This is a genomic window from Dermatophilus congolensis (genome assembly GCF_900187045.1).
Taxonomy (GTDB): Bacteria; Actinomycetota; Actinomycetes; order Actinomycetales; family Dermatophilaceae; genus Dermatophilus; species Dermatophilus congolensis.
Genome location: NZ_LT906453.1, coordinates 174,368 through 191,031, shown reverse-complemented (window position 1 = coordinate 191,031; position 16,664 = coordinate 174,368). Strand labels below are relative to the sequence as shown.

Here is a 16,664-nt window from a genome sequence, read left to right as displayed (position 1 = left end):
ACCCCACAGCAGAACTACGCCGCAACCGCCTCCCGCTCACGCGCATAAGCACGCAACCGCAGAGAATTCATCACCACAATCACACTCGACGCGGCCATCGCCCCACCAGCAAACATCGGATCCAACTCACCGAACGCCGCCAACGGAATACCCACCACGTTATACGCGAACGCCCAAAACAAATTCTGCTTAATAATCATCAACGTCCGCCGCGACAAACCAATCGCATCAGCCACCGCAGCAACCTCTGTGCGCATCAACACAATATCGGCTGACTCTCGCGCAACATCAGTTCCCGAGCCCATCGCCAAACCCAAATCAGCCTGAGCCAACGCCGCCGCATCATTAACACCATCACCCACCATCGCGACAACCTTGCCCTGCCGCTGCAACCGCTGCACCACCGCATGCTTCTGCTCCGGACGCACACCTGCAATCACATTGCTCGAAGCAATACCCGCCTCCGCCGCAACCGACTTCGCCGTGAACTCGTTATCACCAGTCAGCAGATACGTCTCCAACCCCAACTCATGCAACCGATCCACACCCGCAGGCGTACTCACCCGCATTTCATCAGTGACCGTCACCGTCGCACGAGCCTTACCGCCCCACCCCACAAACACTGTCGTGCCAGCCACCCCAGCACCCACATCAGCCAACTCATCGGGCACCACATCAAACAAGCCAGGCTTACCAACCAGCACCTCCGTGCCCTTGATAACCGCCCGCGCACCCGCACCCGGCAACGCCGTGAAATCACAAGCCGCAACCGGAGAAACCCCACGCTCCTTAGCCGCCTCCACAATCGCCACCGCAACCGGATGCTCACTACCAGCCTCCACCGACGCTGCAGCCTGCAAAGCAGCCGTCTTCGTCAATTTCCCCGCAGTCTCCACAGCCGTTACATGCATCGACCCAGACGTCACCGTCCCGGTCTTATCCAACACGACCGTATCCACCGCACGCGTGCTCTCCAGAATCTCTGGACCCTTAATCAACACCCCCAACTCAGCGCCACGCCCCGTACCCACCAACAACGCCGTCGGTGTCGCCAAACCCAACGCACACGGACACGCAATCACCAACACCGACACCGCAGCCTGCAACGCCTCCGTAAACAGGTGCCCCGTACCAAGCCACCCCAACAACGTCACAACCGCAATTACCAACACTGCCGGCACAAACACCGACGACACCCGATCAGCAAGACGCTGAACCGGAGCCTTACCTGTCTGCGCCCGCTCCACCAAACGCGTAATCGCCGCCAACGTCGTCTCCGACCCCACCCGCGTAGCCCGCACAACCAGCGTCCCCGAGGTATTCAACGTCCCACCCGTCACCTCGTCACCACCAGCCACATCAACCGGCATCGACTCACCCGTCACCAACGAGGCATCCACCGCACTACGCCCATCAACCACCACACCATCGGTGGCGACCTTCTCACCCGGGCGAACCCGGAACAACATCCCCGGCTTCAACTCAGCCACACCCGCACGCCGCTCGGCATAACTGCCCGCCCCATCAGGAACCAACAGCGAAACCTCACACGCACCCAACTCCAACAACGACCGCAACGCAGACTGACCACGATGCTTGGCCTTCTGCTCCACCGACCTACCCACCAACAAAAACGCCGTCACCACCGCAGCAGTCTCAAAATACATATGCTGCGTTCCACCCGAGAGCGTCGCCACAAACGACCACCAAAACGCCGCACTAATACCAATCGACACCAACGTGTCCATCGTCGTCCCACCATGACGAGCATTAACCACCGCCGAACGATGGAACGGGAACGCCGCCCAGAAATACACCGGCACCGTCAACAACAACTCCACCCACGGACGCACCCCACCCAACGCCGCCATCACCGGCGGCACCATCGCAATCACCACCACCGGAATCGCCAACACCAACGCAACCACCGCACGCGTCTGCATCGACGGCTCCACAAACAACCGCTTCCACACACTGCCACCGGGGGCAATCAACATGCCCGCCGAAACATCAACGGGCGCGCCCTGCCCCACACCAGCAGAATCACCCACCTGGCCATCAGCATCCCCAGAAAGCAAAGTCGCTGAATAACCAGTCTTCTCCACTACCTCAATCAGCTCCTCCACCGTCACGCCCTCACCGAACGTGACATGAGCCCTCTCCGTAGCGAGGTTTACCGAAGCCTCAACCCCATCAAGCTTGTTCAGTTTGCGCTCCACGCGAGAGCTGCACGACGCGCACGTCATCCCTGCGATGGCGAACTCCGCCTCCCTGGGAGTGGTCTCGACAGACACGGGCGATTCCTTTCTCACTGTTCAGGGGTTGCGTTTACAGAACACACACGGCCAGAGACACCCACGCCCTGCCACGGCGCCCGCGTGGAGAGCAGCACGTCAGAACGACACCGAATAATCCCCGGCCTCAGCCACCGCCGCGCGCACCGCACCCTCATCAAGAGAGCCCTCATGCGTGATCTTCACCGACGAATCACCACCAGCAACCAAAACAATATCCACCCCGCTGATGTTCTCCACCTCCAGCAACTCACTCGTAACCGCCGACGTGCAATGGCCACACGTCATACCCGAAATCGTGATGTCAGTGGTGTTCATCAAAACTCCATTCACAGGTCGACTACAACGACACCGTATACCCCAAGGGGGTATCAGTCTAGGAGCCTGCATATACGCCAGAAGCGGGCCCGCACAACGCAAAGCCCGCCTCAAGCAACCTACGAGCGAGACCTACCCCACTCATCAAAACCTATGCCCCTCAGGACAAATAGTCACCAACCAGCTGCGGCGCCAGCCCCACATACTTCTCCGGAGTCAACGCCAACAACTGCGCCTCCACCTCAGCAGGCAACCCCAACCCCTTCACAAAAACCGCGATCTCCTGCGCACCCACCCGATGCCCACGCGTCAACTCCTTCAACCGCTCATACGGATTCTCCATACCCGCAGTACCCGCAGCAGCCAACGCCCGCATCACCGTCTGAATCGGCTCAGCCAAAACCTCCCAGTTAGCGTCAAGATCAGCCAACATCGCTTCCGGAACCGCATCCAAACCATTCAAACCGCGAAGCACATTATCCAAAGCCAAAACACTGTGCCCCAATGCAGTACCAATATTGCGCTGCATCGACGAATCCGTCAGATCCCGCTGCAAACGCGACTCAATCAACGTCGAACTCAACACATTAAGAAGAGAATTCGACACCTCAAGATTCGCCTCAGCATTCTCAAAACGAATCGGATTCACCTTATGAGGCATCGTCGAAGAACCCACCGTTCCCTGACCACGCACCTGCGCGAAATACCCCTTCGAAATGTACGTCCACACATCCACACATGCCGCATGCAGAATCGTGTTAAAACGCGCCACATCGTCATACAACTCAGACTGCCAATCATGCGACTCGATCTGCGTCGTCAACGGATTCCAGGTCAACCCCAAAACACCCTCAACAAACGAACGCGAAACCTTCGGCCAATCAGCCCCCGGCACCGCAGCCACATGCGCCCCATACGTCCCCGTAGCGCCATTCAACTTACCCAAATACTCCGCCGCCTCAATACGACGCAACTGACGACGAAGACGATGCGCAGTAACCGCAATCTCCTTACCCATCGTCGTCGGCGTAGCCGGCTGACCATGCGTATGCGCCAACAACGGCTGATCCGACAACCCATCAGCAAGAGAAGCCAACAAGTCCACCAACTCATTAGCCTTCGGCAACCACACATTCGACATGGCACCACGAACCATCAACGCATAACACAAGTTATTGATGTCTTCACTCGTGCAACAGAAATGCACAAGCTCACCCAACCGTGCCGCCTCATCAGCGCCACCTTCCAAAATCTCCGGAAGCCGACGCTTAATGAAATACTCCACCGCCTTCACATCATGAACAGTTTCACGCTCAATCTCACCCAACTCCGCAATATCCACCGCAGAGAACTCATCAACCAGAGCGCGCAAACCATCACGTTCCCCCGCACTCAACTCACGAGTACCCGGAACAACACGATCAGCAAGTAAATGAATAAACCACTCCACCTCAACCTGCACCCGCGTGCGGTTCAACGCCGCCTCCGACAGGTAATCAACCAAAGGCGCAACGGCAGGACGGTAACGACCGTCAAGAGCTCCAAGAGCAATGGGCGGGGTGATCGAGGCCAACGACTGCATACGCACATCCTGCCACGTACACGCACCCCCAACCGATGCCAACCACCCTCACACCCCCACTACCGTTCCTTTCTCGAAGCCACCCACGCCGCGACATCAGCCACATTGCAGAAAAACTCCAACACCAACCTCATCAAAGCCCCACCCAAAACCACCATCGCCAACCCCACCACAACCGTCACACCCGTACCCAAAAGACCACTACCCGAAGCCGCAGCATCCATCGCAGACACATACACACTCACCACAAAAACACTCACCAACACCACCAACGCCGCCACATACACCACCGGCGCCAAAGCACGCGTCGAACGCACCTGAAAAGACAAATCCGTCAACGCCCACACACCAGCCTCATCACCCGCCGGCACCGAATCCTCAACCGGAACCGACACACCAGAACGCTGACCACCAACACCCTTCCCATACACAAACGGATCAGCCCGCGGACGCAACCACCCCGACGACGCATTCACACCCCACCCATCACCACCAGAAGGCAACGGCGCACCACTCAAATGCCACAACGTCGCCCCATCAGAAACCCCCCGACCCTCAGCTCCACTAGGCTCAACCACCACATCACCCTCCCCACCAGGAGCAGGCCCCGACCCCTCCACACCACCAGGGGCAGCCCAACCCGAAGCCTCAACACCACCCTCAGACACCGAAGACGAACCCGACACACCCTTACCCGCCCCCGAAACATCCGAAACCGAACCCAACGACACACCACGCTGCGAACGAGCCTTCTCACCCTCAGACGGAACAGCCATCAGGACCTCCCAACACACAACGACAAACCCAACAACCCAACGCAACTACCAACAACAGCCAACAACCAAAACGCCAGCAACCAAAACCCCCAAAAACAGTGGGTATATACAAAGCTACGAGCCGTACACAATCCAAAACAACCACGCACACCCCAAGGAGGTGACATGCCAACCCCACCCAAAAACCACACCACACTCACCGCCGTACTCATCGCCACCACACTCACCACCCCCATCCTCGCACCCACCCCACCCCCAAACCACCACACACCCACCATCGCCCACCCCACCACCTGGAACCACTACACCACCCAAAAACCCAACTGGAACCCCAACAACTGCACACCCATCACCACCCAACCCACCACCAACCTCCACATCGAATGCGCCAACATCCGCACCCCCCTCGACCACACCAACCTCACCAAAGGCCCCATCACCATCCACCTCACCCGCGTCCGCAGCACCCAACCCCCACCACCCCCTAACCACACCCGCACCCCCACCGAACTGCTCAACCACCCCACACCCCCCAAACGCACCCTCATCGTCAATCCCGGAGGACCCGGCGCACCCGCCGCATGGCTCGCCCCAGCCCTAGCCACAAAACACCCCAACCTCCTCACCACCCACGACATCATCGCCATAGACCCCCGCGGCAGCGACAACAGCACCCCCATCCACTGCCCCACCATCGACGACGGCTACACCGAACTACGCAACGCACCACCCACCCAAATCACCAACATGCAAAAAGCCGTCCGCACCACCGTCCACCTCTGCAACCAACAACAAGGCCACCTCTTAGCACACCTATCCACCACCGCCACCGCACACGACATCGACCTCACCCGCCGCATCCTCAACACACCCACCATCGACTTCTACGGCATCTCCGCCGGAACCTGGCTCGGCGCCACCTACGCACGCCTACACCCCCTCACCACCGGCCGATTCATTCTCGACGGCAACACCCAATTCACCACCACCTGGCGCAACAGCTTCGCCCAACAACCCCGCGGCTTCCAACGCCGCCTCGAACAGCAATTCCTCCCCTGGCTCGCCCGCCACCACACCACCTACCACCTCGGCAACACCCCCCACGCCACCAAAACCACCTACACAACCATCCGCACAGCCATCGCCAACGGACACATCCCCAACACCACCGCCCGCGCCTTTGACCAACAAACCATCACCAACCTCTACTCCAACGAAGGCTTCCTCAACCTCGCCCAACAACTCACCAAACTCAAAGAACACACACAAAAAACACCCGCCACCCCCACCCCTATCCCACCCCCACACCCCACCCAACGACCCGCCACCCCCGAAGACACCCTCTACAACGCCATCCAATGCAACGACACCCCCCACCACGACAACGAAAACTCCTACGCACACGAAGGACAAACCCTCGGCCGCGCCTACCCCCTCATCGGCTGGGAATGGCTCACTAATCCCTGCGCCTACTGGCCAACCAGCCCCACCCCCACCCCAAACACACCCCTACCACCCCTGCTCATGATCCAAGCCGAACTCGACCCAGCCACCCCCCTCGAAGGAGCCCTCACCGCCCACCGCGCCGAACCAGCCACCCGCATGATCGGCATCGAAGACGAAGGAAGCCACGGCACCTACCTACAAGGCAACCCCTGCGCCACCCCCCTCATCAACACCTACCTCACCACCGGAAAACTCCCCGCCACCGATATCGTCTGCCCAGGAACCCCCCTACCCAACGAAAACCGTCTCTACCCCGTCCTCGGCGACCTCCACAACGACCTCAACCCCTAACCCCGCACCGCCCCCAACTCCAACTGCGCATCAGCCTCAGCAACGCCCTCACTCCTATGCGAGACAAGAACCACGGTCTGATCCTTTTGAGCAGCACGAACATCAGCAAGCACCGCCACCGCAGTCGGATGATCAAGATGAGCCGTCGGCTCATCAAGAAGCAACAACGCACGCCCCGAAGCCAACGCACGAGCAATACCTAAACGAGTACGCTCCCCACCAGAAACACCCTGGCCACCAGTGCCAAGACGCGTATCAAGCCCCTCAGGAAGCCCCTCAAACCACACACCAAGCCCAGCCCGACGCAACGCATCAACAAGCGCCACATCATCAGCACCCGGGCACGTGAAACGAAGATTCTCACGCAAAGTGCTAGCCAAAATATGGGTCTCATCATCAACAACAGCGATAGCCGCACGCGTTGCCGCCAAAGGCAGCCCAAGAACATCCGAACCGTCTTGCAAATACACACCAGACGAAGGATCCAAATGACGAGCCAGAACCGCTAGGAAAGTAGATTTACCAGAGCCATTGGGCCCGGTGACAGCAAGAAAAGTACCCGGAGCAACAGAAGTCGTCAGCGCAGGCAGAGCAGTGCGCTTGCCATCCCAACTCGCGGTGAGATCACGGACTGCCAACGAAATACCTGCCACATTACGTACAGGCGCCACATGCTCCTCGTGGCTACTTCCTGCTTTCTCAGCCGCCAGCGCAGTTTCTTCTGCAGCAACAGCCGGAGTTTGGTTCAAAATCACCCCGAGGCGGGCTCGGGCAGCTTGTGCTCGGGCAAGGGCACCCATCGCATCGGGAATGGCTCCTACAGCCTCACCCAAAGCGATAGGGATCAACACCAACAGCGCCGCTACAGGTGTAGGCAGGCCCCGATCGATGTAAGGCGTAACCACATGCGCCATAGCGATAGCCCCAACGACCGTGATGACGGGGGCAAAACAAGCCCCCACAGCACGACCAGCTGCCTGGGCCCGCAGCGCGAATGTGAGGCGGTCTTCAGCTTGCCGTAAGCGAGTGAGCATCGCGCCGGTACCGCCGATGGCGGTGAGCTGATCGGCGTGAGTGGTGATGGTGGTAGCTAGCTCATAGACACGGGCGCGAGCAGCCACGACAGAACCCTGGGTGCGTTTTTCAATGAGGTGATCCAGGAACCCGACGAGGGCGCACGCAACCACAGTACCCACGACCACAGCAGCAGCAGAAAAAAGAAACACAGCGCCCACCAGCGCAGCGACAGCTCCAGTGACGAGCAGCGACACAATAGGCACCACGACGCGGATCTGTGCCATCACGACGTCATCAAGATCCTCAACGATGCTGGCGAGGATGTCACCTCTGCCACGTCGCCCTAGCCGTGCGGGGGTCAGCGGAATGAGGGATCGATACGCGCGGGTGCGTTCTTCGGCAAGTTGGGCCAAAGCGGCGTCGTGACTACGGATACGTTCGACGTATCGCAAGAGTGGACGGGCGATACCGAATGCGCGCACAAGCACGATGACGGCCAGGAGCGTGAGGATGGGAGGCTTGAAAGACGCAGCCACGATGAGCCACCCGGAAGCGGCAGTCAGCGCGAGCCCGCTGCTGAGGGCGAGACCACCAGTGAATGCTGCGCCGGTGATGCCGGGGACGATACGGCGGTTCATGGGGTTTTCTCCGTGGTGGCCGGGGTGATGTCGAGGGTGTGCTGGGCCAAGTTGACGAGCCCATCACGGTGAGTGACAGCGACGATGATGCGATCCGCGGCGAGGCTGACGATGGCGTCGTGGGCGTACTTTTCAGCGGTCGCGTCGAGATGGGCGGTGGGTTCGTCAAGGAGGATCAGCGGCGCGGTGGATAGCAGAGCTCGGGCTAGAGCAATTCGAGCGCGTTGTCCGGCGGACAGTCCGAAACCGTCATCACCGATGGTGGTGTCCAGGCCGCAGGGGAGTGAGCTGAGTAGGTCTGCGAGTCCGACAGTGTGTAGAGCTGTGTGTAGTTCATTGTCGGTGGTGGTCGGTGGGGTGCCGAGAAGCAGGTTGTCGCGCAGGCTTGCGTTGATGAGGAAAGGGCGTTGGGTGACTAGATGTGCTGGTGGTGCGGTTACGGTGCCGCTGGTGGGGCGGCGTAGTCCTGCGAGGAGTTCGAGCAGGGTGGTTTTTCCTGCGCCGCTGGGGCCGGTGATGACGGTCAGGCCGGTGGGGAAAGTGGCGGTGATGTTGCTGACAACGGTGGGTAGGTGGGGGGCGTACCGGTAGGTGAGGGCGTCTGTGTGGGCAGCGGTGGAGGTGTTGGTGGTGGGGGTGTTGGTGGTGTTGTCGATGAGGTGAGCGATGGTCTCGAGGGCTTTGGCGCCATCGGCGGCGTTGTGGAATTCGGTGCCGACTCGGCGGATGGGCCAGTAAGCCTCGGGGGCGAGTTGGATGAGTGGAAGAGCGATGGCTAGTTCCATGCGTCCGTCGGCCAGGGCGATGCCGGTCCAGACGGCGACGATGGCTACCGAGAGGGTGGCAAGTAGTTCGAGGGCGGCGGAGGAGAGGAAGGCAATTTTGAGGGTGGCGATGGTGGCGCGGCGGTTGTTGTGGCTGACGGTTGAGATGACGTCGGCTTGGCGGTGGGCGCGGCCGTAGGTGACCAGGGTGGGCAGTCCTCGCATGACGTCGAGGAAGTGTCCTGAGAGGCGGGAGAGGGTGGTCAGGCGTGCGTTGGTGGCTTCGGCGGTGGCGGCGCCGATGAGGGCGGCGAAGAGGGGTAGGAGGGGAAGGGTAAGGATCGGTATGAGGGCTGTTTGCCAGTCGAGCCAGAGCATGGCGGCGATGGTGGCTACGGGCAGGATTGTGGCGTTTACCAGTGAGGGTAGGTAGCGCGCTACGTAGGGTTCGATAGCGGTGACGCCGTTGGTGGAGTGTAGGAGCGCGGTGGCTGGGTCGGGTCGGTCGTCGGCGGGTTGAGTGAGCAGTGTGGCCAGGAGGCGGTCGCGTAGGTGGGTGGAGGCGGTGGATCCGGCGTGTGCTGCGAGTAGTTCGGTGGCGCCGGTGGCTAGGCCGCGGGTGGCGAAGGCGAGGGCTACCCATAGTGAGGCGGTGCCGATGTCGCTCCAGCTGTTGTGATCGCGGACGACGGCGAGGATGAGTCCGGCGACGGTGAGTGCTTGGGCGATGGCGGCGAGGCCGTTGATGAGTCCCAGGAGGATGAGGCCGAGGATGGGGCCACGGACGGCGGGTGCCAGTCGTAGTAGGCGTGGGTCGAGGGGGCGCATCCGCAGTTCCTTCTCCGGCGTGGTGGACTGGGTTATTGGGGGAGTATGTGTGGAATCGGCGGTTGGGTGATGTGTCTGAGGCCCGCTTCGCCTGTGTAGGACAGGTGGAGCGGGCCTCAGCGCTAGATGGTGCTCAGTAGGTTGCTGCGTGTTCGGGTATGTGCGCGGTGGTGATGCGCTTACGGAACACCCAGTATGTCCAGGCTTGGTAGGCCAAGACGATGGGCACGAAGAGTACCGCTGCTCCGGTCATGATGACCAGGGTGTAGTGGGAGCTGGCGGCTTTGGCAGCTGTGATGGACCACTCTGGGTTGAGGGTGGAGGGCATCACGTCGGGGAACAGCGCCACGAACAGGCTGGCAACGGCCGTGAGGGTTGTGACGGTGGTGCCGATGAATGCCCAGCCTTCGCGGCCTTTGAAGTTGCAGGCGAGTGCGGCAACAAGGGCGAGTGCGGCGATCACGGTCAAAGCCCAGGAGGCGGCGTTGCCGGTGTTGAGGTTAGTCCAGGACAGGAAGATGACTGCTAGGACTGCGGTGGCGATGCCGGTTTTGGTGGCTAGTGCGCGGGCATCGTGGCGGATCTGTCCGTCGGTTTTGAGGGAGACGAAGATGGCTCCGTGGGTGAGGAACAGGGTCAGGGTGGTGAGGCCGCCGATGATGCCTAGGGGGTTGAGCAGGGTGAATAGGTTGCCTGTGTACTCCATGTTTTCGTCGATGGGGGTGCCGTTGACGATGTTGGCGAAAGCGACGCCCCACAGGAATGCCGGGACGAAGGAGCCGATGGTGATGCCTAGATCCCAGTTGCGGCGCCAGGTGTCGGTGGAGCCTTTGCCGCGGTATTCGAAGCCGAGGTTACGGATGATCAAGGCTACGAGGATGAGGAGCAGGGCGAGATAGAAGCCGCTGAACAGGGTGGCGTACCAGTGGGGGAATGCTGCGAAGGTGGCGCCTCCGGCGGTGAGGAGCCATACCTCGTTGCCGTCCCAGTGGGGGCCGATGGTGGTCAGCAGGACGCGTTTGCGGCGTTCGGTGTCGGCTTCGTCTTCGCCTTTGCTGAGGAAGGGAAGGAGCATGCCGACGCCGAAGTCGAAGCCTTCGAGGACGAAGTAGCCGATCCATAGGACGGCGATGAGGATGAACCAGAGTGTCGAGAGTTCCATGGCGCTTTCTCCGTGCCTTTTAGTAGGCGAAGACGAGCTGGTCGTCGTCGTTGCGGTCGGTGATGGCGGCGGGTTCTCCGGCTGCTTCGGCGCCGAGTTTTGTGTATTTGAGGAACAGCTTGACCTCAATGACCGCGAGGGCTCCGTAGAGGAGTGTGAAGACGATCATCGAGATGAGAACGGATGTGGTGGTGACGCTGGGGGATACGGCTGACCCGGTGGTCATGAGTCCGTAAACGGCCCAGGGTTGGCGGCCGATTTCGGTGAAGAGCCAGCCGAAAGAGTTAGCGAACAGGGGGGATAGAGGCATCAGGACTGCGGCCCAGACCCACAAGCTGTTCGCGAAGGTGTTCGGTTTGGCTTTGTTTCGGGTGGCCCAGAGTACGACGAGGGAGAAGAAGGTGCCCACGAAGCCCAGCCCCATCATGAGGCGGAAGGTCCAGTAGGTGACGGGGACGTAGGGCGAGTAGCTGCCGTTGGGCGGTGTGGTGATTTTGTTGCCGCTGTACTTGTGCTCCATCTCTGCTTGGAGGTTGTGGATGCCTTGGATTTGGGCGTTGAAGTCGCCTTTACCGAGGTAAGACAGCAGGCCGGGGACCTGGATCCAGTGTGTGGCGTTCATGCCGGACAGGTCGCCGGTGCTGAACACGGAGAAGGGGGCGTGGGATTCGGTTTCGTAGAGGGCTTCGGCCGCGGCCATTTTCATGGGCTGGACGTCGGTCATGACTTTGCCTTGCAGGTCGCCGGTGATCATGACGCCCAGGGAGGCTACGAGGGTGATGACGGCGCCGATGCGGGCTGCGCGGCGGTAAAGGCCTGCGTCGCGGTTGCTGTTGGCTTCGACGGTGTGGCGGTGCAGGTGGTAGATGCATACGCCCATGACGACGGCTCCGCCGATCATGTAGGCGGCGAAGATGACGTGGGGGAAGGTGACGAGCTGGACTTTATTAAGCAGCACGGCCAGGAAGTCGGTGAGTTCAGCCCGGTGAGTTTCGGGGTTGAAGCGGTAGCCGACGGGGTGCTGCATGAAGGAGTTGGCGGCGAGGATGAAGAAAGCGGACATCATCGTGCCGATGTGGACGAGCCACATGGATAGGGCGTGGATTTTTTCGGGGATGCGGCCCCAGCCGAAGATCCATAGCCCGATGAAGGTGGATTCGAGGAAGAAGGTGAGGAGTGCCTCGAATGCTAGGGGCGCGCCGAAGATGTCACCGACGAATCGGGAGTAGTCCGACCAGTTCATGCCGAATTGGAATTCCTGCACGATGCCAGTGACTAGGCCCAGGCCGAAGTTGATCAGGAAGAGTTTCCCGAAGAACTTGGTGAGTTTGTACCACTGGGGGTTGTGCGTGCGTACCCAGGCAGTGTGGAACGCGGCCACGATCCCGGACATGCCGATCGTGATCGGTACGAATAGGAAGTGGTAGACGGTGGTGATCGCGAACTGCCATCTCGCGAGGTCGAGTACGTCCATGCCGGCTCTTTCTCTTCGGGTGCCTGAACGGCGACATCGCGCGGGCCGGGGGTGCGGCGGCGCTTGACGCGTGTTCTTGCGTATTGTTCGGCAATCGCCTGGCGTGGGTGAGGGTCGTTAGGGGGTACTGAACATGTGTCATGACACATGTGGTGTTTGTGTTGACGTGCAGGTCAGTTTGCGTATGGACAGCGTTCGGCTCACTGGATTGTTATCGCATTGAAACCAACGTCTAAAACGCCTGACCTACAAGGATTTAAGAGAGTGTTTTAGAGGGGTAGGTAGCGCTGGCGAGGTGAATGCCCATAGGGCACGCGAGGCCTTATTGTCTCCAAAAACACAGAATGTGAAACGCGTCACTTGACAGTTGCAGCGCATATTTATGAGGCGTTGTGGGCATCACGGAGCGTCCTGATTCTCAGGAAAGATCTCGCTCCATGGACGTAGCAGGGCGCACGACAATCCGGGTCCACGCTCCAAGCCACACACGATCATCAATATCGATCTCGACTTTGCGGCCCGCGGGGATCGCGTTTTCCGGCGGTGTGCCGGTGGCGTCGCCGATGAAAGTGCCGTTGGCTGAGTCAAGATCTTCAAGCCACCATCGTCTGCCGTCAGTGGTGAGTTTGGCGTGAGAGCGACTGACGGCTGTGTCGACGCCGCAGTCAATCTCTGGGTGGATTCCACGTGAGGCCGAGGTGCGTCCGATCATCGCGGTGGTGTTGCGCAGCGAGACGATTGTTGGTGGCCCTGGTGATGGGGCTACTCCTTCGCCTTCTTGCAGCGCAAACCAGGCCGGGTCAACCCAAACCTCGGCAACCCAGTCGCTGCGGCGGGGCGCAGGTTGGGTGTTCGGGGGGCGGAAGGCCGGGCGGCGGACATGCGTGGTGGGTTCGGGGTCAGGCGGGGCGGGCTGGGGCGCGATCTGTTCAGGTGCTGATGGTGGTTGCGGCGCTGCTGGTGAGGAAAGCGTGGGTTGAGGCGGTTCTGGTGCGGCTTCGCGCGCTCCTGATGGCTGTGCAACAGAAGCAGGTGAGGGAGTTGCTGGTGTGTTTTCTGCCTGGGGGAGCGTAGTGGGTAGCGAGCCAGTGGTGAAGTCGTAGCCGCAGTGTTTGCAGAAGAAATCGGCAGCATGGTTGCTGGTTTTGCAATGGGGGCATGTAACGGTCTGCGGTGCGCTGCACGTGGCAGGGGCAGTAGGTGGCGCAGCAGTTGTTGCTGATTGATGCACGACTCGCATAGGGCAGCCGCAGGTGTCGCAGTAGTCGGTGGAGGCTGACTGGTGGCCAGCTGGGCAGGAGGTCATTTTCTGACCCTGACGGTGCGGGTGGAGGCGGTGTCTAGTGCCATTTCGTCGAGCTTGTTGACGCTGCGTTTGAGACGGACTCGGCCAGTAGCCGCGTCGTCAATATCGACTACGCGGGAAAGGCGTTCGGCGGCTGCGGCATCGCCGGACTGTTCGGCGAGCTGCACTGCGCGACCTAGGCGAGTGACTGCGGTGTGGTCATCTCCGATGGATTTGGCTGCCAAGCCCTGCTGAATGGCTGTGGCCATCTCGGTTTGGCCGGTGTAGTGAGCGACTTCGGGGTTGATGTGAGTGGTGAGGGTGTTGTCGGCAGACCAGCGAGCTTTGACCAGGCCTTGGGTGGCGATGGTGCCACCGATGGCGATTTGGACGCGGGCGGCGAGTTGTTCGGCGCCGATGGCTTTGGCAGGCAGACGGATGGCGACGTGGTAGTCGCGGCTTTCATCGCCCCAGGCACCGGTGGGGTATTCACCGGTGAGGGGGTTGATGCTTTCACGTCGGTTGGTGAGTTCTTCCAGAGTTGGGGCGACTTGGCGGACGAACAGGATTTCCGCTCCCTGTGGGGCCCAGAGGCGTAGACGGGCGTCGGCGACTCCGCGGTTCATGGAGGTGCGCATGAGCTGTTCGAATTCGGTTGCCATGTCGTTGTAGTGGGGAATGAGGTCGACAGTGCCCATGAGTGCGCTGGCGATGCGTCGTAGTTCGTCAACGACCCAGGCTGCGCCGAGGCCTCGGGCATCGACTTGGAAGCGGCCGCGTACCAGGTCGATGGCATGGGTGAGTTGTTCGGGGGTTTCGTGCTGGTTTTCGCCGTCGGTGAGTAGAAGCACATGGCGTTGGGTTAGGGCGGGCACGGTGTCGAACAGTTGTGCTGCGGCTAGGAGCCAGGTGCCCATGGCGGTGCCGCCGTCGGCGTAGAGGCGGGCGAGTGATTGTTTGGCGGCGGCGCGGGTGGTGGGGGTCATTTGCACCATGGCAGCGCTGTGGCCGTCGGGGTAGCACAGGCGGGCTTGGTGGTTGCCTGCGACGATGGCGAACCAGACGCCATCGAGGATTTGGTCGATGGCGGCTGCTGCGGCGATGCGTGCGGCGGCCACACCGGTTTCTTCCATGGAGCCGGAGGTGTCAACGACGATGACTTCGCCGGCATCGCCGCTGCCGGTTTGTCCGGCTGCTCCTGCGTTGGCGCAGTTGACGGTGACGATGGCGTGGACATCGGTGCCGTGCTCGGGAAGGAATTCGTTTTGGTAGACGGTGCAGGTGAATTCAGCCACAGTGGTTCCTTCCTGGGCGGGTGTGGTGGGGTGAGTCCCGGCAGGGCGCTAATGCCGGGAGGGGTGGTTTCAGCAGTCGATGCGGGCCAGAGCGACAGTGATGTTGTCGTGTCCTCCGTGGGCGTTTGCCCATGCCACGAGTGCTTCAGCGATGTCCACGGGTGCGGCGTCGTCGGAGAGTGTGTTGGTCGCGTGGCGTAGGGCTGCGTGGATGTGGCGAGGTTCGGCCGCGTAGTTCCATAGTCCGTCGCTGCACACGATGAGCCATCCGGATGATTCGAGGGTGAAGTGGGTGACGGCGAGTTCGATGTCGGGTGCGTCGAGTCCGAGCCAGGCGGTGATGGTGTGGGCTTGGGGGCCGCGCATGGCTTCTTGGGGGGACATGCCTCGGCGGATTTGTTCGTTGGCGAAGGAGTCGTCGGTGGTGAGAAGGGTTGCTTCTTCTTCGTTGTCGTCGTTGATGTCGGGCAGCCAGTAGGCGCGGCTGTCGCCAATGGAGCTGGCTGCGACGTGGTTGCCTTCGACGACGACGGTGACCAAGGTGCAGGCGGGTTCGCCGATTTTGGGGATGTTGGATAGTTCAGGGGAGTCGTCGATGTTGTGGCTGATGGTGGCCACGGCGTCGGATGCGGCTTGGGCTGCGTCGGTGAGTCGGTGTTCGAGTGCGTCGGTGAATGCGGCGTCGAGTTCGCCGACTCCAAGAGAGCTGGAGTTGCGGAGTACGTCGATGGCCGCGTTGACGGCTGCTTCGCTGGCTCGTTCGGATCTGCGTGCGGTGGATACGCCGTCGGCAACGACCATGGCGATGCGGCGGTTGCCGTCGTCGTCGATGTGGCTCCAGGCGGCGACTGCGTCTTCGTTGGTGAGGTGTCGAATACCGCGGTCGCAGGCTGCTGCGACGCCGTTACCTGCATTGATGGTGTAGTGCATGCGGTCGTCGGGTCGTGCGGTGCCGCAGGTGTTGCAGTATTCGTCCTCGTATGCGCCGTCGCATTCGTCACAGTCTTCTTGTTCGAGGACGGGCAGGGGTTCAGTGGGTGCGCATCCGTCGAGGATGGGCATTTCGGTGTTTTCGTTTTCGGTGGTGTTGTCGTCTTGTTTGTTCAGATTAGGGTCCATGGACGTACCTCGTTAGCGGTGTCAATGAGTGCGGCGCGTTCGCGCTCGTTGGGTGTGAGGGTCGCCAGCCTATGGTAGGCATCCGATAGAGCGAGGCGGACTGCTCGTTTGGTTATGCGGATTCCGTCGAGGGTTTCTTTGGGTTTTTCTCCTGTGCTGGTGATGCGTTGGAGAGCTGTGTTGAAGAGGTGTACGCGGAATCGGGCGCGTTCGATGGGGGTGACGGGCAGGTTTTCGGTGCTGCGCCACGCGTGGTCAAGGGCGTCCCCTACCGCCGGCATCGGGTACTGGTGCACGGCCGGGTTTGTCCGCCCG

At 60.9% G+C, this 16,664-nt stretch carries 13 protein-coding genes; 1 reads left to right on the top strand and 12 read right to left on the bottom strand.

The features are described 5' to 3' along the window. Nucleotides 1-14: 14 nt before the first annotated feature. From CKV89_RS00765 to CKV89_RS00750, 4 genes are all read right to left on the bottom strand, one after another. Nucleotides 15-2,294, bottom strand: coding sequence for a heavy metal translocating P-type ATPase (locus tag CKV89_RS00765; RefSeq protein WP_034401243.1), 2,280 nt, complete (start codon nucleotides 2,292-2,294; stop codon nucleotides 15-17). A gap of 99 nt (nucleotides 2,295-2,393) precedes the next feature. Next, complete coding sequence (locus tag CKV89_RS00760) at nucleotides 2,394-2,612, bottom strand: heavy-metal-associated domain-containing protein (RefSeq protein ID WP_028327423.1); 219 nt, start codon at nucleotides 2,610-2,612, stop codon at nucleotides 2,394-2,396. 160 nt (nucleotides 2,613-2,772) lie between these two features. Then, nucleotides 2,773-4,194 carry an adenylosuccinate lyase gene (purB, locus tag CKV89_RS00755; RefSeq protein WP_028327424.1) on the bottom strand — a complete coding sequence of 474 codons (1,422 nt, stop codon included), beginning with the start codon at nucleotides 4,192-4,194 and terminating at the stop codon, nucleotides 2,773-2,775. 59 nt (nucleotides 4,195-4,253) lie between these two features. Continuing rightward, complete coding sequence (locus CKV89_RS00750; RefSeq protein WP_084441120.1) at nucleotides 4,254-4,970, bottom strand: DUF4282 domain-containing protein; 717 nt, start codon at nucleotides 4,968-4,970, stop codon at nucleotides 4,254-4,256. A 165-nt stretch (nucleotides 4,971-5,135) separates the two neighbouring features. Between CKV89_RS00750 and CKV89_RS00745 the strand changes: the two genes are divergently transcribed. After that, complete coding sequence (locus CKV89_RS00745) at nucleotides 5,136-6,767, top strand: alpha/beta fold hydrolase (protein WP_095068404.1); 1,632 nt, start codon at nucleotides 5,136-5,138, stop codon at nucleotides 6,765-6,767. Here the strand turns inward: CKV89_RS00745 and cydC are convergent. The 8 genes from cydC to CKV89_RS00705 all read right to left on the bottom strand — a co-directional run bounded on the left by cydC (nucleotide 6,764) and on the right by CKV89_RS00705 (nucleotide 16,645). Beyond that, a complete protein-coding gene (cydC, locus tag CKV89_RS00740) occupies nucleotides 6,764-8,422 on the bottom strand; it encodes a thiol reductant ABC exporter subunit CydC (RefSeq protein WP_034401244.1) in 1,659 nt (552 codons plus the stop codon). The two genes, CKV89_RS00745 and cydC, sit on opposite strands and share 4 nt — an antisense overlap. After that, on the bottom strand, nucleotides 8,419-10,014 hold the full coding sequence (gene cydD / locus CKV89_RS00735; protein ID WP_034401245.1) for a thiol reductant ABC exporter subunit CydD: 1,596 nt from the start codon (nucleotides 10,012-10,014) through the stop codon (nucleotides 8,419-8,421). Before cydD ends, cydC begins: the two co-directional genes overlap by 4 nt. Before the next feature lie 133 nt (nucleotides 10,015-10,147). Continuing rightward, complete coding sequence (gene cydB / locus CKV89_RS00730; protein ID WP_028327428.1) at nucleotides 10,148-11,176, bottom strand: cytochrome d ubiquinol oxidase subunit II; 1,029 nt, start codon at nucleotides 11,174-11,176, stop codon at nucleotides 10,148-10,150. 19 nt (nucleotides 11,177-11,195) lie between these two features. Continuing rightward, entirely contained in the window at nucleotides 11,196-12,650 is a 1,455-nt protein-coding gene (locus CKV89_RS00725; protein WP_028327429.1) for a cytochrome ubiquinol oxidase subunit I, read from the bottom strand. Nucleotides 12,651-13,068: 418 nt separating this feature from the next. After that, nucleotides 13,069-13,956 carry an FHA domain-containing protein gene (locus tag CKV89_RS00720; protein ID WP_028327430.1) on the bottom strand — a complete coding sequence of 296 codons (888 nt, stop codon included), beginning with the start codon at nucleotides 13,954-13,956 and terminating at the stop codon, nucleotides 13,069-13,071. Next, a complete protein-coding gene (locus tag CKV89_RS00715; protein ID WP_028327431.1) occupies nucleotides 13,953-15,230 on the bottom strand; it encodes a VWA domain-containing protein in 1,278 nt (425 codons plus the stop codon). The genes CKV89_RS00720 and CKV89_RS00715 overlap by 4 nt, the downstream gene beginning before the upstream one ends. 69 nt (nucleotides 15,231-15,299) lie before the next feature. After that, on the bottom strand, nucleotides 15,300-16,349 hold the full coding sequence (locus tag CKV89_RS00710) for a PP2C family protein-serine/threonine phosphatase (protein ID WP_051277591.1): 1,050 nt from the start codon (nucleotides 16,347-16,349) through the stop codon (nucleotides 15,300-15,302). Continuing rightward, a complete protein-coding gene (locus tag CKV89_RS00705; protein ID WP_157728060.1) occupies nucleotides 16,334-16,645 on the bottom strand; it encodes a tetratricopeptide repeat protein in 312 nt (103 codons plus the stop codon). The genes CKV89_RS00710 and CKV89_RS00705 overlap by 16 nt, the downstream gene beginning before the upstream one ends. Between the last annotated feature and the right edge of the window lie 19 nt (nucleotides 16,646-16,664).

Bases quoted from the DNA above. Each gene is read 5' to 3' on its own strand.
- CKV89_RS00760 (WP_028327423.1), bottom strand. From the start codon at position 2,612: ATGAACACCACTGACATCACGATTTCGGGTATGACGTGTGGCCATTGC.
- purB (WP_028327424.1), bottom strand. From the start codon at position 4,194: ATGCAGTCGTTGGCCTCGATCACCCCGCCCATTGCTCTTGGAGCTCTT.
- CKV89_RS00750 (WP_084441120.1), bottom strand. From the start codon at position 4,970: ATGGCTGTTCCGTCTGAGGGTGAGAAGGCTCGTTCGCAGCGTGGTGTG.
- CKV89_RS00745 (WP_095068404.1), top strand. From the start codon at position 5,136: ATGCCAACCCCACCCAAAAACCACACCACACTCACCGCCGTACTCATC.
- cydC (WP_034401244.1), bottom strand. From the start codon at position 8,422: ATGAACCGCCGTATCGTCCCCGGCATCACCGGCGCAGCATTCACTGGT.
- cydD (WP_034401245.1), bottom strand. From the start codon at position 10,014: ATGCGCCCCCTCGACCCACGCCTACTACGACTGGCACCCGCCGTCCGT.
- cydB (WP_028327428.1), bottom strand. From the start codon at position 11,176: ATGGAACTCTCGACACTCTGGTTCATCCTCATCGCCGTCCTATGGATC.
- CKV89_RS00725 (WP_028327429.1), bottom strand. From the start codon at position 12,650: ATGGACGTACTCGACCTCGCGAGATGGCAGTTCGCGATCACCACCGTC.
- CKV89_RS00720 (WP_028327430.1), bottom strand. From the start codon at position 13,956: ATGACCTCCTGCCCAGCTGGCCACCAGTCAGCCTCCACCGACTACTGC.
- CKV89_RS00710 (WP_051277591.1), bottom strand. From the start codon at position 16,349: ATGGACCCTAATCTGAACAAACAAGACGACAACACCACCGAAAACGAA.